This is a genomic window from Acinetobacter sp. CE-15, from assembly GCF_051059255.1.
Lineage (GTDB): Bacteria > Pseudomonadota > Gammaproteobacteria > Pseudomonadales > Moraxellaceae > Acinetobacter > Acinetobacter guillouiae.
In genome coordinates, this window is the sequence record NZ_CP192737.1 from 4131405 (window position 1) to 4150887 (window position 19483).

The 19483-nt window shown below is 39.5% G+C and carries 20 protein-coding genes and 1 pseudogene; 5 read left to right on the forward strand and 16 right to left on the reverse strand.

Features of this window, described 5'->3' with window-relative positions; translation table 11 throughout:
* Positions 1-22: 22 nt before the first annotated feature.
* Entirely contained in the window at positions 23-472 is a 450-nt protein-coding gene (locus tag ACQ7EO_RS18930) for an ammonium transporter (protein WP_004718027.1), read from the reverse strand.
* 106 nt (positions 473-578) lie between these two features.
* On the reverse strand, positions 579-917 hold the full coding sequence (locus ACQ7EO_RS18935; protein WP_270382925.1) for a winged helix-turn-helix transcriptional regulator: 339 nt from the start codon (positions 915-917) through the stop codon (positions 579-581).
* A 148-nt stretch (positions 918-1065) separates the two neighbouring features.
* Between ACQ7EO_RS18935 and ACQ7EO_RS18940 the strand changes: the two genes are divergently transcribed.
* A complete protein-coding gene (locus tag ACQ7EO_RS18940) occupies positions 1066-1812 on the forward strand; it encodes an SDR family oxidoreductase (protein ID WP_270382924.1) in 747 nt (248 codons plus the stop codon).
* A gap of 104 nt (positions 1813-1916) precedes the next feature.
* Here ACQ7EO_RS18940 and ACQ7EO_RS18945 read toward each other — a convergent pair whose 3' ends face one another.
* The 8 genes and pseudogenes from ACQ7EO_RS18945 to ACQ7EO_RS18980 all read right to left on the reverse strand — a co-directional run bounded on the left by ACQ7EO_RS18945 (position 1917) and on the right by ACQ7EO_RS18980 (position 10917).
* Positions 1917-2954 (reverse strand): hypothetical protein, encoded by a 1038-nt coding sequence (locus ACQ7EO_RS18945; RefSeq protein WP_004718031.1) that lies wholly within the window; start codon positions 2952-2954, stop codon positions 1917-1919.
* Between the two features lie 140 nt (positions 2955-3094).
* Positions 3095-4834 (reverse strand): acetyl/propionyl/methylcrotonyl-CoA carboxylase subunit alpha, encoded by a 1740-nt coding sequence (locus ACQ7EO_RS18950; protein WP_034611657.1) that lies wholly within the window; start codon positions 4832-4834, stop codon positions 3095-3097.
* 1 nt (position 4835) lies between these two features.
* Positions 4836-6416: a 5-oxoprolinase/urea amidolyase family protein gene (locus ACQ7EO_RS18955; protein ID WP_434278370.1), complete on the reverse strand. Its 1581-nt coding sequence runs from the start codon at positions 6414-6416 to the stop codon at positions 4836-4838.
* A gap of 19 nt (positions 6417-6435) precedes the next feature.
* Positions 6436-7242: a putative hydro-lyase gene (locus ACQ7EO_RS18960; protein WP_004818813.1), complete on the reverse strand. Its 807-nt coding sequence runs from the start codon at positions 7240-7242 to the stop codon at positions 6436-6438.
* 20 nt (positions 7243-7262) lie between these two features.
* A complete protein-coding gene (locus ACQ7EO_RS18965) occupies positions 7263-8021 on the reverse strand; it encodes a LamB/YcsF family protein (protein WP_004818812.1) in 759 nt (252 codons plus the stop codon).
* Between the two features lie 35 nt (positions 8022-8056).
* A pseudogene (locus ACQ7EO_RS18970) lies at positions 8057-9308 on the reverse strand (NRAMP family divalent metal transporter).
* Between the two features lie 331 nt (positions 9309-9639).
* Positions 9640-10548 carry a LysR family transcriptional regulator MumR gene (gene mumR / locus ACQ7EO_RS18975; RefSeq protein WP_004818810.1) on the reverse strand — a complete coding sequence of 303 codons (909 nt, stop codon included), beginning with the start codon at positions 10546-10548 and terminating at the stop codon, positions 9640-9642.
* A 123-nt stretch (positions 10549-10671) separates the two neighbouring features.
* On the reverse strand, positions 10672-10917 hold the full coding sequence (locus ACQ7EO_RS18980) for a SlyX family protein (protein ID WP_004718047.1): 246 nt from the start codon (positions 10915-10917) through the stop codon (positions 10672-10674).
* A 35-nt stretch (positions 10918-10952) separates the two neighbouring features.
* Here ACQ7EO_RS18980 and ACQ7EO_RS18985 point away from each other — a divergent pair, with 35 nt between their 5' ends.
* Positions 10953-12863 carry an ATP-binding cassette domain-containing protein gene (locus ACQ7EO_RS18985; protein WP_434278372.1) on the forward strand — a complete coding sequence of 637 codons (1911 nt, stop codon included), beginning with the start codon at positions 10953-10955 and terminating at the stop codon, positions 12861-12863.
* A gap of 121 nt (positions 12864-12984) precedes the next feature.
* Here ACQ7EO_RS18985 and ACQ7EO_RS18990 read toward each other — a convergent pair whose 3' ends face one another.
* Together ACQ7EO_RS18990 and ACQ7EO_RS18995 are read right to left on the reverse strand one after the other, a co-directional pair.
* Positions 12985-13251: a GNAT family N-acetyltransferase gene (locus ACQ7EO_RS18990; RefSeq protein ID WP_434278374.1), complete on the reverse strand. Its 267-nt coding sequence runs from the start codon at positions 13249-13251 to the stop codon at positions 12985-12987.
* On the reverse strand, positions 13252-13434 hold the full coding sequence (locus tag ACQ7EO_RS18995) for a hypothetical protein (RefSeq protein ID WP_434278376.1): 183 nt from the start codon (positions 13432-13434) through the stop codon (positions 13252-13254). It lies immediately after the preceding gene.
* Positions 13435-13799: 365 nt separating this feature from the next.
* Between ACQ7EO_RS18995 and ACQ7EO_RS19000 the strand changes: the two genes are divergently transcribed.
* On the forward strand, positions 13800-14015 hold the full coding sequence (locus ACQ7EO_RS19000; protein ID WP_224964682.1) for a hypothetical protein: 216 nt from the start codon (positions 13800-13802) through the stop codon (positions 14013-14015).
* Positions 14016-14128: 113 nt separating this feature from the next.
* Here the strand turns inward: ACQ7EO_RS19000 and ACQ7EO_RS19005 are convergent, their stop codons facing one another.
* Both ACQ7EO_RS19005 and ACQ7EO_RS19010 read right to left on the reverse strand, forming a co-directional pair.
* Positions 14129-15106, reverse strand: coding sequence for an acyltransferase family protein (locus tag ACQ7EO_RS19005; protein ID WP_434278377.1), 978 nt, complete (start codon positions 15104-15106; stop codon positions 14129-14131).
* Positions 15107-15143: 37 nt separating this feature from the next.
* Positions 15144-15695, reverse strand: coding sequence for an O-acetyl-ADP-ribose deacetylase (locus tag ACQ7EO_RS19010; protein WP_262782167.1), 552 nt, complete (start codon positions 15693-15695; stop codon positions 15144-15146).
* Between the two features lie 117 nt (positions 15696-15812).
* Between ACQ7EO_RS19010 and ACQ7EO_RS19015 the strand changes: the two genes are divergently transcribed.
* On the forward strand, positions 15813-16748 hold the full coding sequence (locus ACQ7EO_RS19015; protein WP_056516890.1) for a lauroyl acyltransferase: 936 nt from the start codon (positions 15813-15815) through the stop codon (positions 16746-16748).
* Between the two features lie 184 nt (positions 16749-16932).
* Positions 16933-17496, forward strand: a complete 564-nt coding sequence (locus tag ACQ7EO_RS19020; RefSeq protein ID WP_434278379.1) for a hypothetical protein — start codon at positions 16933-16935, stop codon at positions 17494-17496.
* A 37-nt stretch (positions 17497-17533) separates the two neighbouring features.
* Here the strand turns inward: ACQ7EO_RS19020 and ACQ7EO_RS19025 are convergent, their stop codons facing one another.
* Both ACQ7EO_RS19025 and ACQ7EO_RS19030 read right to left on the reverse strand, forming a co-directional pair.
* The gene (locus tag ACQ7EO_RS19025; RefSeq protein ID WP_434278380.1) at positions 17534-17851 is read right to left on the reverse strand and encodes a hypothetical protein; all 318 of its coding nucleotides are present in this window, start codon (positions 17849-17851) and stop codon (positions 17534-17536) included.
* 331 nt (positions 17852-18182) lie between these two features.
* Complete coding sequence (locus tag ACQ7EO_RS19030; protein WP_434278381.1) at positions 18183-19301, reverse strand: endonuclease/exonuclease/phosphatase family protein; 1119 nt, start codon at positions 19299-19301, stop codon at positions 18183-18185.
* Positions 19302-19483: the final 182 nt, after the last annotated feature.

A 19483-nucleotide genomic window follows, 5' to 3' on the forward strand; every position in this document is an offset into this window, starting at 1 on the left:
AACCACTGTTCCTATTATTAAGTTAAATTTCAGCCAATTTAAGTAAATATGCCTTCATATCATCAAGCTGTGTTGCTCTGAGGTCAGATTCTTCATCCCAATAAAGCCCTACACAGTTGGCCTGCATATCAATAGCATAAATCCCTTTTAATGCAATGGGAAAATCTTTAAATTTCTCATCACCGAGGACCACTTGAAGCTTTTGCTCTTCTACACGGGCGCGCATCAAAGCTAAGCGTGCATCTGGAATCAGTACACTATAATAAGCCACCATACTCGCACGAGACTCTGTTGCCATCGGGATTTTCGTCCACTCTGGTGCAGCCACTAAACGTGGGTGTAAGCCCATCTTGCGTGCTTTCTCTCGCATTAAACCTAATGCTTTTTCTCTAGGGCTTACGCGTAAGCCAAAAATTGAGCCCAATACAAAAACAATAATAACGAGCGCAACCCAAAGACCAGTGTGTTCCATAGTTCACCTTTTAATTCCTATATTAGAGTTGCATAAGCTGAATATAAAACGCAAGTTTAAAATTAAAATTACCGCCAATTACTGATTTTGAGGTCAGTTTAATTTCTTATTTTTCATTCATATTTTTTTCATAAAGCTCCATCCAGCTTCCCAATGACTGAATAGCACTTTGCAGTGTTTGTCCTAATTCGGTAATTTGATATTCCACTCTAGGCGGTACTTCTGGGTAAATCTGCTTGGTTATAAGTTGGTGTTGCTCCAGCAGTTTTAAATGTTTCGACAACTCTTTTTGTGGAATTGGCGCTAAAGCCCTCTGTAATTGGCTAAATCGAACAGGATGTTTTGCTTCAATAAGATGATAGACAATTGGCAATACCCATTTTCCCGAAAATAATCCAACAAATCGCATAATCGAACAATTTTGCTCATATTGCAGTGTTGTCATTTTTCCACCTTACATAAAGCTACATTTTATAGCCTTTGAGTTTAGTCTATTTCAAACCAAACAACGACTAAGTCACCAATTGGTAAGTACTTACTTTGGCAAATAAATTTTCACAATATAAGAGTTTGTAGACATTTTAGTGAAAAACATGCGATTAAAGGATAAAACGGTTTTAATTACTGGTGCAACCAGTGGAATTGGTTTTGCAGCAGCACAACGTGCAATAGAAGAAGGTGCTTTTGTTGTGTTTACTGGCCGAAATCCAGATCAAATTGTACTGACACAAGAACAATTCGGCAGCCAAAGTTTGGGCATCCAGTGTGATCACTCAAGCTTAGCATCACAAGATCATTTCATTGAAAAAATGCAACAATTATCCATTAAATTCGATGTGATTTATATCAATGCTGGCAATGTTAGCCATGAAGCATTTGGACAATGGACCGTTGAACAATTCGATGCGATTTTCAACACCAATGTAAAAGGTCCATTTTTCCTGATACAACGCTTACTTCCAATGATCAAGCCCCATGCTTCAGTGATTTTATGTGGTTCGACCAGTATTCATATCGCCTTAGAGAAAAGTAGCGTTTATGCTGCCTCAAAAATCGCCTTACGCTCTTTGGTCAAGACCTTATCTAGAGAACTTTTGGCCCAGCAAATACGATTTAACTTACTTTCACCAGGACCAACCTTAACCCCTGCCCTCAACAAAGTTGCGAGTACACCCGCTGAAGTTGAACAGCTCAAAGCCAGTATTGAAAATCTTGTGCCAATTCAAAGGTTGGCGGATCCAGTCGAAATTGCCAATGCCTTTATTTATCTTGCTTCTGATGAAGCTAGATTTATTATCGGTAGCGAACTCTTGGTGGATGGTGGCGTAGCAAATTTATAAGCATAAGCAAAGCTATAAAATACAATGTATGGCTTAATAAAAAAGCGCTAAATATTCAAATCTAAGCGCTTTTTTATATTGCTCTGAGCAGCTTAAAAATCGCCCTAATTTAAATACATTTCATGACTATAAACAACTTCATGACCATTCCAATAAATATAGCCTTTTTCAATCAATTCTTTAAGCAATAAACGGATATCAGATTTTGGAAACATTTGCTCCAATAAATCACGCAACTCATAAATATCTTTAGGTTTATCGGTTTTTAAATTATTCAATTTATGAATAACTTCAATTTGCACTGGATCTATTTTTGCAAAGTTTTTAAACAAAACCTGATGTACTGCACCCACAGAGTCTTGCTGATCCATTTCCTGTAACACCTGATCTGAATCAACACGTAATTTTTCTAAAATTTGATCAATTTTTTCAAGTTTGATATTGGGTTGTGCTGCGGATTCAGTCTCAACTGGGTGTGCTAAAACAGGCTTGTCGATGTCAAGACTTGTCCATTGTTTCAAGACTTTTTTACGATAAGCCACCTGATCATCAAAGCGTTTGACAATTTTTAAATTAATTAACATGCCGACCAGATGCTGAGCTTTTTCTGGCACAACTTGTAAAATATTTACAATAGAATTCTTTAATTTTTCAATGGTATTCGGTTTGCCTGTCATCTCTCCCAAGGCATCGCAATACTTTTTAACCATTTGCAAATACGGCTTATTTTGAATGGTTTGTAGACTAGGTATCGAGTACTTGTTGCGTTGACGTTCCAACGTTGATTCGACTTGAATAAAACTACACGCTAGATCAGCACTACGCATCAGATCCAACAATAAGGAACAACTTGGCATCGCAGAAATGACCTCAATCTGCATCTCTGGCTCTAATAATGCCAATAATTGCCCCACCACAACTGCATATTCATATTCTTTTTCAGATGCATTCGGTACTTCTAAAATCACCACTTGACCACTGCTCACCCAGCCTGAAAATTCAGTTAAATCTTCCAGTGAGTACTGGAATTGCCCCGTACAATTGAAAAGATAGAGTGTTGGGTAATGTTCAATAATCTCCCGCAGCATTTTGGCTGTAGGCATATTATTTTCAAGATCGAGAAGAACAGCTTTATTCGGCATGGTCAAAAAGTTTGCAACTGAACAGTGGCAAGCATTACAACCAGCTTTCAACAAAAGGTCAAATAAAATTGGAAATTTAATCCTAAATTCCCAATTCCATCTGACTTAAATGCATAAGTTTTAGATTTTAAAGATAAATATTATTGGATGGTTGCAATCACTTGATCAGCCTGACACGTGCTCCCGACTTCTTTCAGCAATTCAATTTGACCACTTTGATGTGCCAAAACTTGAACTTCCATTTTCATGGCTTCCATAATTGCCACAACTTGCCCTGCACTCACTTGCTCACCAGTTTGGACTTTCCAAGCAATGATTGCCCCGTTTATAGGCGCTTGTAAGTGCTCAGGTTGAAGTGCTAACTCTGTGCTTTGCGCTGGTTGTTGCTCCACCTGAACTGCACCTTGAGCAAACATTCCTGCAGGTAGGCCTAGACGGTGTAATTTCCCATCAATTTCGATATAGCTTAAAACCATCGCTTGTTGATGCTGAGGAATCGCACGTCGAGTTGATTTTAAGTCTTGTTTAAAGTCATTTTCAATCCAACGCGTATGTACTTTAAATTCGTCGGTAAAATCAGGCTCATTCAGCACGGCACGATGAAAATCTAAAACTGAAGCCACCCCCTCAATTTTAAACTGCTTTAAAGCACGTTTTGCGCGGCGTATTGCGATTTCACGCGTTTCCCCCGTCACAATCAGCTTTGCCATTAAAGAATCGAAATGGCTGGAAACCAGAGAGCCTGTGCGCACGCCAGTATCGACACGCACACCATGACCAAAAGGTGCTTCAAATAAACTTAGTGTACCAAATGCTGGAATAAAACCACGACTAGGGTCTTCTGCATTGATACGAAACTCAATGGCATGACCTTGTGCTTTAGGGGTTTCTTTGATCGATAACTCTTCGCCCAAAGCCACCTGAATTTGCTCAACCACCAAATCAACGCGCGCTGTTTCTTCGGTCACAGGATGTTCAACTTGCAACCGCGTATTGACTTCTAAAAATGATAAAGTCCCATTTTGGCTCAATAAATACTCGACTGTCCCTGCTCCAACATACTGAGCAGCCTGACAAATATTTTTTGCTGAAGTTAAAATCTCTTGATAAATCTCATCACTGATAAATGGTGCAGGAGATTCCTCAACTAATTTTTGATTACGACGCTGTAAAGAACAATCACGCGTACCTAAGACCACCACATTCCCATGCAGGTCGGCAATCACTTGCGCTTCCACATGACGAGGATTGTCTAAGTACTGCTCAACAAAGCATTCGCCACGACCAAAGGCCGCTTTTGCTTCACGGACAGCAGAGTCATAGAGTTCTTTCACTTCTTCAAGCTTCCAAACCACTTTTAAACCACGACCACCACCACCAAATGCCGCTTTAATTGCAATAGGTAAGCCATATTGTTTTGCAAAGGCTAAAGCCTCATCTGCATTATTCAATGGGTCTTGTGTGCCTTGTACCAAAGGAGCACCCACTGAAGCAGCGATTTTACGTGCTTCAATTTTATCACCCAACTTGGTAATTGCTTCAGGAGATGGGCCGACCCACTTCAAGCCTGCATCAATCACAGCTTGTGCAAATTCAGCCCGTTCCGATAAAAAACCATAACCAGGATGCACCATGGTGGCTTTTGATTTTTTAGCAATATCAATAATGGCATCAATATTTAAATAGGTTTCTTTTGCGGTTGCACCAACCAAACCCCATGCTTCATCTGCAAGTTCGACATGTAAACTGCCGATATCGTCATCTGCATACATTGCCACAGAAGCAATGCCCATATCACGACAAGCATGGATAATACGCACAGCAATTTCACCACGATTGGCAATCAATAATTTTTCATTTACATATTTTTGCTGGTTCATCTTAGTTCTCGATATCTACAAATTCGGCGATTTTTCTAAATTTGATATGGCAATCCGCAGGTATTTGTGCCACCAAATCCCAATGATGCTTGGCAACCGAAGCAATCACAGGATAACCACCAGTTAATGGGTGATCATTCATAAACAATACAGGTTGACCATTGGGTGGAATCTGCAAAGCACCAATACATGTGCCTTCGCTTTCCAACTCATGGTGAATCTTACGTGTTAAGGGCGCTTTCCCAGATAAACGTAATCCCACTCGATTACTTTCATTGGTGACTAACCATGCTTGATTGTACAGTTTTTCAATACTGCTTTGCTCAAACCAATCCGTTCGAGGCCCCATCACAATATCAAGTTCAATCGTATCGCCAAGGGATGGGAGATTGGATTTTGGCACTTCGTTGATGCTGATATTGGATGGGATGACTTGACCTTGGTAAATGACATCACCCGTTTTTAAAGGGGCTGGACCAAGAATGGCTAAACTGTCAAAAGAACAGCTATTTAAAACGGGTTGAATATCCAAACCACCACGAACCGCAAGGTAATTGCGCAACCCTGCACTCGGCGTTTGAATTTGAAATTCATCTCCCTCATCCAGTGCAATCGCCTGATAGCTATCAAAATCTGCTTTTTGACCATCTGCAAATTTCACATGAATATTGGAAATTGCACCTGCCACGCTAATGACAGCTGAATTTTGCATGACTGCTTTTAAACCGCCATTTAGCACCTCAATCACAGGCGTATCCGTTGGATTCCCCACGATTCGATTGGCACAATGCATCGAAGCGACATCCATCGCCCCTGCTGTACCCACACCGATATTGCTGTGCTGAAAACGGCCTTCATCTTGAATCGAAACTTGCAAGCCAGATGCCGTGATTTTGAATAGGGGGTGTTTTAAATTTAAATCTTGTCGTGGCGTGATTTGCTTGGGCACATCCACAGATACAGGATGATGGGTTATATCCTCAAAATGCACCCGCATTCCTGGTCGTAAAAGCGCAGGATTTTGACGCTCCAAATCCCACATTTTTTCTGACGTTGTTCCAATCAATTGCCAGCCACCCGGACTATCTTTTGGGTAGATACCCGAGTATTGTCCAGCAAGTCCAAGTGAACCTGATGGAATTTTTTTACGCGGTGTTTTTAGACGAGGAACGTCTGTAAAGGGTAGATCAAGGCTACTCATATAAGCAAAACCTGGAGCGAACCCAATAAAGGCAACGTCCCAAGTGCTTTGATGATGTTTTAAAATCAGATCGGCTATAGAGAGGCCTTGCAGTTCCGCCACTTGTGCTAAATCTTCACCATCGTAACGAATCGGAATAATCACTTCCTGCGTATTGCGATCAAAGCCTGAATCAAGGTTTAAAGTACCAATCAAAACACTCAAGGTTTTAAAGTCAGTCTTGATTTCGTTAAAACAAATTAAAATTGTTTTTGCAGCAGGAATTAAATCTTTGATTCCATTCAAGTGTAAATTTTGCAATTTACTGTATAACGCCAAAGTTTCTTCTAAACTAGAAAGTTCAATCAAGAAACTGTCGGAATTTACCGATAAAAATCGCATTTACTGATCCTTTCTTGTCTTAACGCAGCCACGCACGATCAGGTATGTCTGTAATCAACATATGTCCTGGTGCATGGCTAATGGCAAATGGGATTTTCGAGTTCATAATTGCAGCTTGAGGCGTTACACCACATGCCCAAAATACTGGAATTTCACCCTGTTCAATACGTGAGGCATCACCAAAATCTGGCTGATTGATGTCGCGTATGCCCAAACTTTCAGGATGACCAATATGTACGGGAGCGCCATGAACACTCGGCATACGCGCCGTAATTTTCACAGCCTCAGCTATTTGATGGGCAGGAATGGGGCGCATAGAAACCACCATATTTCCTGAAATACGTCCAGCAGAAAGGCATTCGATATTACTCAAATACATCGGTACATTGGTCTTGTCATGGATATGACGCACTTCAATCCCCGCTTCTTGCAAAGCTGTTTCAAAGGAGAAACTACAGCCAATTAAAAAGGTCACTAAATCAGGATGCGCGTTATAAAGCTCACTCGCATCAGTGAGCTCATCCACCATTTCACCGTCTTTCCAAACACGATATCGTGGAAAGTCAGTGCGAATGTCTGAGTCAGTAGCCAATCGAGAGTGGTATACGCCTTCTTCCAAAACATCTAATACAGGACAGCTTTGCGGATTACGCTGTGCGTACAACAAGAAATCATATGCCCAGTCTTTGGGTACAGAAATCATGTTCACTTGGGTCATTCCAGCAGCCATTCCTGCAGTGGGTTGATCAAAACCCGCACGAATTTGTTGTCGCGCATCCAATGCAGCTTTGAGTTGAACTGGATCGACTTTAATCTCTTTAAACATGTGACTTGTCCTTACTTGTTTTATGCACAAAATGAACGAACTTGAATGTCGTTTTTTAACAGCTCAGCTTTAATCGCTGCGGACATTTCTAGTGCACCTGCGGTATCACCATGCAAACAAATCGTATCGGCTTGAATTGGGGTAAAGACACCATCAATTGACTCAACCCCGCCATTTTTTAACATCGCAACCACACGTTTTGCCACAAACTCTGCATCATGCAAAACAGCACCCTCTAAACGGCGTGAAACCAGTGAACCATCACGGTTATAAGCACGATCAGCAAAGGCTTCTGAAACCACTTTTAAGCCTGCCTGACGTGCTTGTGCAACCAAATTTGACCCAGCCAAAGCAACCAGTACCAATGCTGGGTTATACATTTTAATGGCTTCAATCACGGCTTCGGCTTGTACGGGATCTTTGGCTATGGTGTTATACAACGCCCCATGCGGCTTGACATATTGCACTTTGGAGCCAGCAACTTTTGCCAAACCATCAAGCGCCGAAATTTGATAGAGCACATCCGCGATTAGCTCGTCTTGAGACAGATCCATATTACGGCGACCAAAACCAACCAAATCTGGGTAGGAAACATGTGCACCAATCGTGACATCTAATTTCACTGCTTGCTGAAGCGTCTTCAATATTCCCAACGGGTCACCTGCATGAAAGCCACAGGCAATATTGGCACTACTGACCACAGGTAAAATTTGCTCATCATTGCCCATTTTCCACGAGCCAAAACTTTCACCCAAGTCACTATTTAAATCGACATACATTGTGATTATTCCTTTTCAATTGAGTGTGAAGTTGATTAGAGCTTGGTGAGGTAATTAAATACCGTCGTGAATGACATATAACCCATCCACCATGTGAGTAAGCAGGTTAATACACCCAAAACCAGCAACCATTTTGGATAATTATAATTACCCATCATGTCTTTACGACATGCCGCAACATAGACAAAAATCGTTAAACCAATTGGTAATACCAAACCATTAAAACCACCCACAAAGATCAGTAAGCCCGCAGGTGTTGCACCTAGAATCACGTAAAGCAACAAGGCTAAAGAAATAAAGCTAATGGTGAGGTAGTTGGTATGTTTAGTGGTTAAGTTCTGTTTAAATGCGGACATAAATGAAACAGAGGTATAGGCTGCACCAATTGTGCTACTGATTCCCGCTGCCCAAAAAATCAAGCCAAACAGTTTAAAACCAAATGTACCCGCAGCATATTGGAATGCTTGCGCAGCTGGGTTGGCATCGTGACTTGCTAAATCGATATTTGCGCCGCTGACCACAACCCCTAAGAATGCCAAGAACAATACATAACGCATGATCCCGACCACCACAATACCTTTGGTTGCGGCTCTGGCCACTTCATCAATATTTTCTGGTCCTACAGCACCTTTGTCCAATAAGCGATGCGCGCCTGCGTAGCAGATATAACCGCCCACTGTACCGCCAACAATGGTTGTAATGATGGCGAAATCAATTTGATCAGGTGCAAAAGTTTGTTGAACGGCTTGCCCCACAGGTGGCATGACAATAAATGCAACGATCACGATCAAAACGATTTTGAGTAACCCCAAAATAATCATGCTCTTGTCCATCGCCAGTGTGGCTTTTCTGGAGGCAAAAATCAGAATTGCCAAAGCACCACTCAGCACGCCGCCGACCTTGGTATCCAACCCAAAGAGTGCATTTAAGCCCAGTGCAGCACCTGCAATGTTACCGATACTAAAGAAAAACCCACCTAAAATGACCAGAAATGCGAGTAAGTAACCACTCCCCGGTAAGGCTTTATTGGCAATATCAGAAGCACGCATTTGCGTTAAAGTGACCACCCGCCAAATGTTTTGCTGAACAACGTAATCAATAATGATCGAAACTAGGATTGCAAAGCCAAATGCAGCACCTAATTTCACTGTAAATACAGCGGTTTGAGTTAGAAAACCTGGCCCCATCGCAGACGTTGCCATCATAAAGATAGATGCAACAATTGCCCATTGACGGTCAGACAAAAAAGAAGATTTCAATAAAGACATGTAGGCGTTCCTCATCCATTTGAGCTTAATCAACGCTATTTCAAGTGAAACAAAGAACATCTATTTTTCTAAAATACGAGATTCTTTAATCCTTTAAACTTTTAAGATTTTCTGGTTATGCTGAACCAAATCTGTATTTCAAATAAAAGCATAGGCGAAGGTCAGTCACAATAAGACTTTATCCAAAATTCATTAAACATAAGGTATTGAATTTATATGTTTTTATTATTTTTAAAATCATTTAATAATGAATGTTTATCAGTTTCTATAAGTTCTCATTATCAATATTTCATATTTTTGCAATTTTTAAATCAAAACCAAAGCTGCATAAAATGCCGTTTTATTGTTCATTATCTAATTTTATTATTCAGTTTTTTCATGGCATTTTCCGAAGTTAAAACCGCTAAATCCGTCAACTTTTCTTTTAATGCGGTGTTATTGCCTTGTGTATAGATTGCGGTAAAGTGGAATGTCTTTAGTTGGATTGGCGTATCTAGAATTTCAAGTCGCCCATCTAAAATTTCTTTGATTGCCGTTAGTTTAGGTACCACTGCAATCCCTAAACCTTGTTCAGCTAAACGTAATAATGTGACCAATGAATAACTTGTGATGGATAGTGGTTCATCGATCTTCTGTTCTTTCATTTTGGCTTTGAGCTCTTTATAAGGATATGTAATTCTTGGATAGGTTAAAATGGTATGCGACATCAATGTCCGCAATGACATCTGCCCGATTCCACCTTTAAATGAAGGTGATGCTAGAAAGCTTAATTCAAAATCACACAATGAACGTTCTATACATTCAAAAGGCAAAGTTGGTCCCAGTAAAAACGCCATATCCAAATCACCAATGCGTACACCTTCTTGTAAATCTGGAGTTAAATTCACTACAATTTCGATCGAAACTTTGGGAAACTCTTGCTGGACTTGCTCCATATACTCCACTAACCAAGTATGGACAATCGTTTCTGAAACCCCCAAACGAATCGTTCCTGTTAAATACTGACTTTCTGTGAGTTCAGCCACCAAGTCTGTTTCCAGTCGCATAAACTTTTCAGCATATTTAAATAAGGTCATGCCCTTATGCGTGGCTTTGATTTGACGAGAACTGCGATCAAGTACTTTAAAACCGAGATCATTTTCAATCGCAGTAATTTTTTGAGAAATTGCAGGCTGTGTCGTTTGAAGCTTTGTTGCGGCTTTATTAAAACTGTTTAAGGTCACCACCCAATAAAATGCTTCGAGGTTTTTTAAGTTCATAATCCATCTTAACCCACAAATTTAGCGCTTGCGTTATGCAAATCCTTTGCCAATATCACTGCTATGTGTGAATTTACACCTGATTCAGCACACCTCAGCCACTCATATTTCACATCCGTTGCATCAATAATGCGGAGGACGATTGGTCATTGGGTCAAATGCTGCAATACCTTCTGACAAATCAGCAGATTCTATACGTTGGTAAATTAACTGCATTTGTTTTTTTAAATCAGCGATTTCCAAGCTTTGTTGCGCCACTTGATCATTTAATTGTTCGACTAAATCATCTAAAAATGCAATTCGGACTTGCAAATCTTCTATGGGTGCGGAAAATGACGCCTGATCATCAATATTTTTATGTTTAGTCATTTTTAGTCCTCAGTGTGGGATGTTTAGGAAACCGTATGGCCTATATTACTATAAGGGATGTCCAACTTGCGTTTGGTGGACCTGCCCTGCTCGATGGCGCAAACTTCAATTTAGAACGAGGCGAACGAGTCTGTCTGATTGGTCGTAACGGTGAAGGTAAGTCTACTTTACTCAAACTGATTGAGGGAAGTTTATTGCCTGATCAAGGTGAAATTGCATTACAAAATGGTATTACGATTTCTATGCTTGCTCAGGATGTACCGATGGATTCGGGCAAAGTTGCAGATATTGTTGCCGAAGGTGCAGGAGAAGCCGCGCTCGTCCTAAAAGAATACCACGAAGCCAGCGATGCTTGTGTATTAGGTGATATGGAAGCTTGTGATCGTATGGGCAACCTACAACATAAGCTGGATTTGCTCGATGGTTGGGCCTTAGAAACCAAAGTAAATTCTATCTTAAGCAAAATGGGCTTAGATCCTGAAGCGGATTTAGCTGATTTATCAGGCGGGCGTAAACGCCGTGTACTTTTAGCACGTGCATTGTTGACGCAACCTGACGTTTTATTACTTGACGAACCAACCAACCATTTGGACGTAGAAAGTATTGAATGGTTAGAGAAATTCTTACTCGATCAAAACAATCTCACCCTGTTATTTATTTCCCATGACCGTGCTTTTGTTGACAGTATTGCGACACGTATTGTGGAGTTAGATCGTGGTGTTTTACGTAGTTATGAAGGTAACTACTCACGCTACCTCGACCTAAAAGCACAGCAAATGGAAGCTGAAGAAAAGCAGAATGCACTGTTTGATAAACGCTTGGCTGAAGAGGAAACTTGGATTCGTCAAGGGATCAAAGCACGTCGTACCCGTAACGAAGGTCGTGTACGTGCATTAAAAGATTTACGTGAACAATCTAAAGCACGTCGCTCACAACAAGGTAAAGTGAGCATGGCGACTCAAGAGGCAAATCGTTCAGGTAAATTGGTCTTTGATATTGAACACTTAAGTGTGGCTTTTGGTGATAATGCACCAATTATTAAAGATTTCTCTGCGTTAGTACTGCGTGGCGACCGTATTGGTTTAGTCGGTGACAATGGTGTAGGTAAAACCACCTTGATTAAAGCCATTTTAGGTGAACTTGAACATGGCGGTTCGGTAAAAACAGGTACACAGCTTGAAGTGGCTTATTTTGACCAATTACGTAATGCGCTAGATCTTGAAAAATCAGTAATGGCCAACGTGTCTGAAGGCTCAGACTTTGTCGATGTTAATGGTGGTCGCCGTCATATCTACAGCTATTTACAAGACTTTTTATTCTCGCCTGAACGCGCGCGTACTCCAGTAAAAGCACTTTCAGGTGGTGAGCGTAACCGTATCCTTTTGGCGAAGTTATTGCTTAAACCGTCTAACCTTATTGTGATGGATGAGCCAACCAATGACTTAGACATGGTGACTTTAGAATTACTCGAAGAGATGTTGAGTGATTATAAAGGGACTTTGTTATTGATCTCCCATGACCGTGCATTTATGGACAATGTTGTGACATCAACTTGGGTATTTGATGGTAAAGGCAATATCGATGAATACATTGGTGGCTATCAAGACTATCTAGAACAACGTCCAGATCAACGTGTTGTCGATCAGAAAAGTGATGTAAAAAAAGCCATTGCTAAAGCGGAAGCTGCTGCGACACCTGCTGAACCAGCCGTTAAAAAAGTGAAATTGAGTTATAAAGATCAACGCGCTTTAGAACAATTACCCGCAGAAATTGAAGCTTTGGAAAAAGAACAAGCTGAACTGACTGCAAAACTTGCTGATGGTTCTTGGTTTGTGACTGATGCAGATGCAGCCACCAAAGCGTCGCAACGTCTTGGTGAGATTGATGAACTGCTGCTTGAAAAAGTGGAGCGTTGGGATGCATTAGAAGAAATGACCAAAGGTTAATTCTTCTAAAATCTTTAAATAAAAACTCCGCAAATATGCGGAGTTTTTATTGAGCCTGCCGACATTGAAACCAACAACATTGATCAATCATCTTATAGATATACAAGACATATTTTCAGCTTTATGTATTAACCAGATTTAAAGACATTGGAACATAATGTAACCCATGATTTTCAATGGTTTCATCTTTCACCACAAAGCCAAATCGTTCATAAACAGGTTGTGCATTACAGCTTGAATTTACCGTAAATACTGAAACACCAGACTTTTGCACCTCCTGCAAAATAAAGTCCCACATTGTTCGGCCAATTCCCTGAGCTTGCTTCTCTTTCGATATAAAGAAATGAACCAAATGGGCAGGATTCTTATACGCAATAACACCGATCATCTACTGATGATCGCTATAAACAAAATAGTGAATTTCAGGATTCTCAAGCATTTTTTCAATCATACTTACGCAAAACAGTTGTCGCCCACTGTCATTAATTGCAAATTCATCAATAAAAGGCGCAATCAATTGGGTAATTGCAATTAAGTCCTTTGTGGTTGCTCTTCTGATTGTTTTATTCATGTGAGGCACATTTCAATAGTGGAGTAGCAGTAAAAGATCAAAATGCTAAACTTAAGTCTGTAATCAGCATTTCGTTATCTAAATAATACTTGAAATGATATATAACAGACTCTTTCATTTTTAAAAATAAACGCACTTATTTAAATGGCTTAGTTCAAGTTAAAATGACGGCAATACTTTACTGATTAAAATTAAATAAAACTTAAAAAATCAAAGCACTTACCATTCCCCACTCATCTTACCAATGATCATTTCATTTATACTGAATTTCGCTACAAGCACTTCATGATGTTTCCATACAAATCCACCAAGATATGATTATCGAATCTAGTTCAGATCTCGAATTATTTAGTGAGAATATGATCATGAAAAAAGTTACATCATTACTTGTTGCAGCATTCACCACAGCAATTTTCGCAGGTTCTGCAATGGCAGCAACTCCAGCACAGCATTCGACTCAAGCGGTTAAAACCCATCAAATGCAAAAACAACATAAAGCTGGTCATAGCCAAAAACACCATGCCGCTGCACAAAAATCAGCAACAGCAAAAAAAGTAGAGGGTAAAGCAGCAACCAAATAATCCACTTTAAAACTGTCGCTTTATAAAATTATGATCCTCATGCTTAAAAGCTACACCAACAGTGTAGCTTTTAAATTTTCAGCGAATGCTCTGGATCGCTTCAAATCCATTCGCTACTTTAAACCGAATTTTTCAACAGGTTTGATTAACCATAAAGATAATTTTCTTAATAAAATATCAAAAAATTGCTGTTGTAACATCCAGCAAGTCAATACAGATAAACCAATACAAATCCCAATTTCCACAAAAATATTAAAATCCAGTTGCCAATAACGTGCAATCAACATCACCACAAAACCATGTAGCAAATACACCGCCAAGGTGTTTTTTCCAAGTTGCACACAGCCAATATTTAATAATTTTGTCCATGCAAACATCGCGAAAATGCCCAAACTCGACACCAAAAGACAGCCTATTCTGATCCAAGTACCATCCCACATACTTACCTTAAGTTGCTGATAACTTAAACTGCCATATAACCAAAATGGATTGATTTGGGTGAAATACACCAAGCTTGCAATACCCATCACGATGAATCCAGCTAAAATTTGAGTGAATTTAAATTGCTGAATTTTCTCGACAATAGTTTTGCCATAAAGTGCACCCACAATAAAAAATGGAAAGAAGCTAAAAATTCTTCCGATTGAGTATTGGTAATTGTTCCATGGGCTTAAGCCGACACATAAAGCAAGAATCAGTGCAATCAGCAGTGCAAATTTTGTTTTTATCAAAAAATGGCTAAGCGTTGTCCATACCATCATGCCCAACAGATACCATAAGATCCAATAAGGTCGTTCAAACACATTCCAATTGAGCTGAAATTTACCTGACCAGATGGCATCAAATGCAGGAAATAGAATTTGAAAAGGTAAATAGAGCGCAACAAAAAATAGAATATTCTTAAACCATTTACTGTCTTTAAACAACATGCCCGAAATAAAGATAAAAGCAGGCATATGTACAAAATAAATCGTACCTAATAAGACATGATCCATCGGATCTTTCCAACCGATCATGCGTTCTAGAAAGTGCCCGAGAACCACAAGAAATATCAGTGTTGCCTTACAACTGTCTAAGTAGGTATCTCTCATCGCAAGGTTGTCTAAAATAGTCAGTGAGTAACTGCGATTATATACCTAAAACATGCACTTGCTTTTGATCAATCTCAGCAAGATGTTGGCGATAGATTTTAAAATTTTCCAAATCAAAACACACGAAACTGACTTCCTCTAAGTTGTTCGTCTGGGTTAAAAACTTAGTCACGCTGTTTATAGCGATAAATGCTGCCTCTGATTTGGGAAAACGATAAATCCCTGTTGAAATATTCGGAAATGCCAGTGTTTTTAGCTGATGTTGCTCAGCGAGTCTTAAGCTATTGAGATAGGCTTTCTCAAGCAATTCATTTTCAGCATGCTGTCCATCTTGCCAAGTGGGGCCCACGGTATGAATCACATAATTACAGGGCAACAACCCCGCTGTGGTAATCACTGCTTCACCAACTGCACAACCACCCTGTCTGGCTCGGATCTTTTGACAATCCTCCAAAATAGCAGAACCACCTTTTCGATGAATTGCACCATCCACACCACCACCGCCAAGTAACGAGGTATTGGCAGCATTTACAATTGCATCCACCTTTTGAACTGTAATATCACCTTGAATTAACCGAATTATTTTCACGTCATGCTTCCTTGCGTATCCTCAATGAGAGTGAATGACATCTTGAATTTTCTTCTTTAAACCGCTTCATGCTACACTCCTTTCAGTTTTAACTTCCCCAAAATTTACAAAACTGCTATGAGTAAAAAGCATCAATACGAGCCTGGAAAATTTTATTGGGCATTTTTACATCCGAAATATTGGGGAATCTGGATTGCGATTGTATTTTTGATGATGCTCGCAATTTTGCCTTGGGCAATTCAGTATCGCTTAGCAACATTGTTGGGCAATATTGCCTTTGACCGACTGAAATCGCGTCGTGAAACAACAACACGTAATTTAGAAGTCTGCTTTCCAGAATGGTCGCCTGAACAAGTCATCGACAATTCAAGACAAGTCTTTGTTGATCAAATGGTCGGGGTCTTTGAAACCTTAAATGCATGGTACTCACCACAATGGTTTAAAAACCGCGTCAGCATTCAAGGGCTAGAGCATATCCAACAGGCCAAACAAAATGGTCAAGGCATACTGTTACTCGGCACCCATAGCACCATGCTTGATGCTGGTGGTTATTTATGCGCACAATTTTTTGAACCTGATGTCGTATATCGCCCACAGAATAATCCTTTACTCGATATGCTAATTTATCGTTGTCGTGCAACGATTTATAAAGCGCAGATTGATCATGATGATATGCGTGGATTGATTCGCCATCTGAAAGAAGGTGATGCGATTTGGTATAGTCCAGATCAGGATTTTGGATTAAAACAAGGGGTGATGGCACCCTTTTTTGGTACGCCCGCTGCAACAGTAACAGCGCATCGACGTTTATTGAAAATATCAAAAGCTGTCGCAATCCCACTGTATTTTTATCGTGATGGTGATATCAAAGATCCAAAATATCATGTGCTTATTGAACCTGCTGTTGATCCATTACCCAGTGAAGATGAAATGGATGATGCGATTCGTGTCAATAAAATCATTGAAAATCAACTGCGGATCGCACCGACACAATATATGTGGTTTCATCGTCGCTTTAAAACACGTCCAAAAGGCTACGAGAAAATCTATTAAGTTTAAGTGTTTTGTTTTAACAATCAGGAGATATAAAATATCTCCTTTTTTATTTTGGTCATCTGGCATCTAAATAGCATCGTTCATGGCAAACTGTGTCTAGTTACATATGCCCACTTTCTTGATTAAACAAAGCGAATTAAGATTTATCAATAATAAATTCAAATTTAAGGAAAATAAAACAATGAATATCACCAATAAAGTTCTTTTTTCATGTTTGATCAGTTTCAGTTTGATGTTTACCGCATGTTCAGAGCAAAAAGCAGATATCGCCCAAAACAAAACCTCAGAAACTACGTCTACTGCAACAACTCAAGACAATTGGAAAAGCAAAGCGACTGAACTGAGTACAGCCAACGCAACAGAGATTACAACAGACTTAGCTCAACTTAATCAGATCGTCAATCATGCAAATACTCAAGCACTTCAATTAAGAGCGGAGCTTCAATCAGCCACTCGCCAACCTGAAAAGCACCAACAGATTTTACTCAAAGCCAATGATATACAAGCGGCAACTCAACAACAAATCATGGCATTAAATTTAAAAAGTAGTGAAGTACAAAGTCTACGCACACAAATGATTGATAATTTAATCACCAGTCAGAAAATGTATATGCTTTCAACAGCCCCAGATTTTAATGCAAATGCACCCAGTGATGAATTTAAGCAACTTGGTAAACGTTCAATGGCGCTTCAACAAAAAATTTCTGCTGAAATGGACGCCTTAAATCAACATTATGGAAAATAAAAACAATCTGAATCATAAGCGGGTTAAGTAGAAAGACCTAACCTTTCCATACTCGAAAACGTGCCATCGCCCAAATCACATAAGGCCAAAAAATCATATTGACTATGCTATGGATACTTTCCCAAATACGCCAATAGCCTCTACCAAAAATATCTGCGCGTGCATTAAAGATTTCAATTACAAAGGCAAACACCACTGTGGCGATAATCGCAAGATTTGATTTAAGTTGTCTTTTATGAATTGCAGCAACAATAAAATAGATGATTAAACCTGTATAGATAAATAAAGCATCACTACTTAAACCAGTAAAATGTTTAAGACTTGAAGCGAATTCTTGAACTTTTGCGAGAAACATAGCCACTCTTTTTTATTTTCAATTTTGTCTATTCTAAATTATATACCATAAATAAAGCATAACCCGAGTTCTGCATCCTGCAAAACTCGGGTTCATGAGGTTGTGCTTTCACATCTTATTCTTATTTTCTTGGTTATCCATTCCAACATCAAATCCTTGATGATTGCTCCATCGACTTCGTCTTCCTTAGTGAGATTTTCCGTTCTCATTCCCTGTGTCGATAAGTAAAGATTAAAACGAATATGCTTTGCATGCTATCCGCTTAGGGCCTAAATCCATGTAAGTAATTGCTTACAAAAATCAGCCGTTTTTTAATTTTATTGTCAGACAATCAGGTTCCAGCTTTATAACTTTGCGCAATTTCATCAGTCACCAACTTCTCCTCTTTCTCTGCTTTTTCAATCCCTTCCTGAATTGCCTCTTGCGCTTCCCTTTCATCTGCATCGGTTTGCTCTAACTCTTCTTGAGTTTGCTCAAAAATACGCCCTGTTTGTAATACTACATAAATCGGAAAATGATCTGAACCCACATGAGGCAGTCGTTGCATATGTACTAAAGCAAAATCTGTACTGTGAAATAAATGATCCAAAGACCATCTTAAAAATTTATAATTGGCATGGAAGGTGTTGATATATCTGCGCCCCACACGTGGATCAAGCAAACCACTAATACGCTGAAATAAACGTGTTGTGCGTGACCAAGCAACATCGTTTAAATCACCCATAACAATACAGCTCTCATCCAAGTCTTTGATCTGATCCCCCACAATAAGCAATTCAGCATCACGCAAAGTCGAGTCTTTGGCTTCTGTTGGGCTTGGTGGTTTGGGATGTAAACAATACAGTTGCACCGCTTGCCCAGATGGTAAAATCACCGTGGTATGAATAGACGGAATTTCATCACTGAGAATGAATTTAACCTCTGTATCGACCAGCTTGAGTTTGCTATACAAATGCATCCCATAGAGATTGTCTAAAGGTATAGCCACACGATAAGGATAGTCTTTTTCAATTTGAGTCAATTCATTTTGCCAAGTTTGATCAGTTTCAAGTGTCAAAACAATATCTGGCTGGTGCTGTTCAATTTGCTCAAGCAATAAGTGATATTGATCATTCGGTGTCAGCACATTCGACACAATCACTGAAATTTGCTGATCAGGATTAAGCTGATCTTTGCTCACCTGTTTGACTTGTTTCTTCCAAATGAAGGTATAAGGCAAAACCATCTTTAATTGAAAAGCTAAGGCAGCTATCAATAAAAATAAAATCACTTCACGAGCCAAGTCCCACGGCGCTGTCCAAAACAACATCAAGACCAAGGCAATCAAACCAACAAATAATATCTGCAAGCGTGGAAAATCAGCACCTCTAAACCACCATTCATCACGGGGAATCAGTGACCAGAAACTTAGCCAAATCACGATCAACGCAAGTACTTCTATCCAGATCATATTTTGTCACTCTTATATTCTTAATTTTTGAATGATTCATAAATTAATATCAATTTTGCATGTATCATAAACAAGATATATTGCACAATATAGTTGTGTTTTCATTGTGTATGCTATTGCAGTTACACACTCTTTTGATACACTCAAACCCCCTTTTATTTTTTAACGCACCGAGGCAAAGT

Excerpts from the sequence above, each read along its gene's own strand:
- ACQ7EO_RS18930 (WP_004718027.1), bottom strand. The coding sequence starts at position 472 with ATGGAACACACTGGTCTTTGGGTTGCGCTCGTTATTATTGTTTTTGTA.
- ACQ7EO_RS18935 (WP_270382925.1), bottom strand. The coding sequence starts at position 917 with ATGACAACACTGCAATATGAGCAAAATTGTTCGATTATGCGATTTGTT.
- ACQ7EO_RS18940 (WP_270382924.1), top strand. The coding sequence starts at position 1,066 with ATGCGATTAAAGGATAAAACGGTTTTAATTACTGGTGCAACCAGTGGA.
- ACQ7EO_RS18945 (WP_004718031.1), bottom strand. The coding sequence starts at position 2,954 with ATGCCGAATAAAGCTGTTCTTCTCGATCTTGAAAATAATATGCCTACA.
- ACQ7EO_RS18950 (WP_034611657.1), bottom strand. The coding sequence starts at position 4,834 with ATGAACCAGCAAAAATATGTAAATGAAAAATTATTGATTGCCAATCGT.
- ACQ7EO_RS18955 (WP_434278370.1), bottom strand. The coding sequence starts at position 6,416 with ATGCGATTTTTATCGGTAAATTCCGACAGTTTCTTGATTGAACTTTCT.
- ACQ7EO_RS18960 (WP_004818813.1), bottom strand. The coding sequence starts at position 7,242 with ATGTTTAAAGAGATTAAAGTCGATCCAGTTCAACTCAAAGCTGCATTG.
- ACQ7EO_RS18965 (WP_004818812.1), bottom strand. The coding sequence starts at position 8,021 with ATGTATGTCGATTTAAATAGTGACTTGGGTGAAAGTTTTGGCTCGTGG.
- mumR (WP_004818810.1), bottom strand. The coding sequence starts at position 10,548 with ATGAACTTAAAAAACCTCGAAGCATTTTATTGGGTGGTGACCTTAAAC.
- ACQ7EO_RS18980 (WP_004718047.1), bottom strand. The coding sequence starts at position 10,917 with ATGACTAAACATAAAAATATTGATGATCAGGCGTCATTTTCCGCACCC.
- ACQ7EO_RS18985 (WP_434278372.1), top strand. The coding sequence starts at position 10,953 with ATGGCCTATATTACTATAAGGGATGTCCAACTTGCGTTTGGTGGACCT.
- ACQ7EO_RS18990 (WP_434278374.1), bottom strand. The coding sequence starts at position 13,251 with ATGATCGGTGTTATTGCGTATAAGAATCCTGCCCATTTGGTTCATTTC.
- ACQ7EO_RS18995 (WP_434278376.1), bottom strand. The coding sequence starts at position 13,434 with ATGAATAAAACAATCAGAAGAGCAACCACAAAGGACTTAATTGCAATT.
- ACQ7EO_RS19000 (WP_224964682.1), top strand. The coding sequence starts at position 13,800 with ATGAAAAAAGTTACATCATTACTTGTTGCAGCATTCACCACAGCAATT.
- ACQ7EO_RS19005 (WP_434278377.1), bottom strand. The coding sequence starts at position 15,106 with ATGAGAGATACCTACTTAGACAGTTGTAAGGCAACACTGATATTTCTT.
- ACQ7EO_RS19015 (WP_056516890.1), top strand. The coding sequence starts at position 15,813 with ATGAGTAAAAAGCATCAATACGAGCCTGGAAAATTTTATTGGGCATTT.
- ACQ7EO_RS19020 (WP_434278379.1), top strand. The coding sequence starts at position 16,933 with ATGAATATCACCAATAAAGTTCTTTTTTCATGTTTGATCAGTTTCAGT.
- ACQ7EO_RS19025 (WP_434278380.1), bottom strand. The coding sequence starts at position 17,851 with ATGTTTCTCGCAAAAGTTCAAGAATTCGCTTCAAGTCTTAAACATTTT.
- ACQ7EO_RS19030 (WP_434278381.1), bottom strand. The coding sequence starts at position 19,301 with ATGATCTGGATAGAAGTACTTGCGTTGATCGTGATTTGGCTAAGTTTC.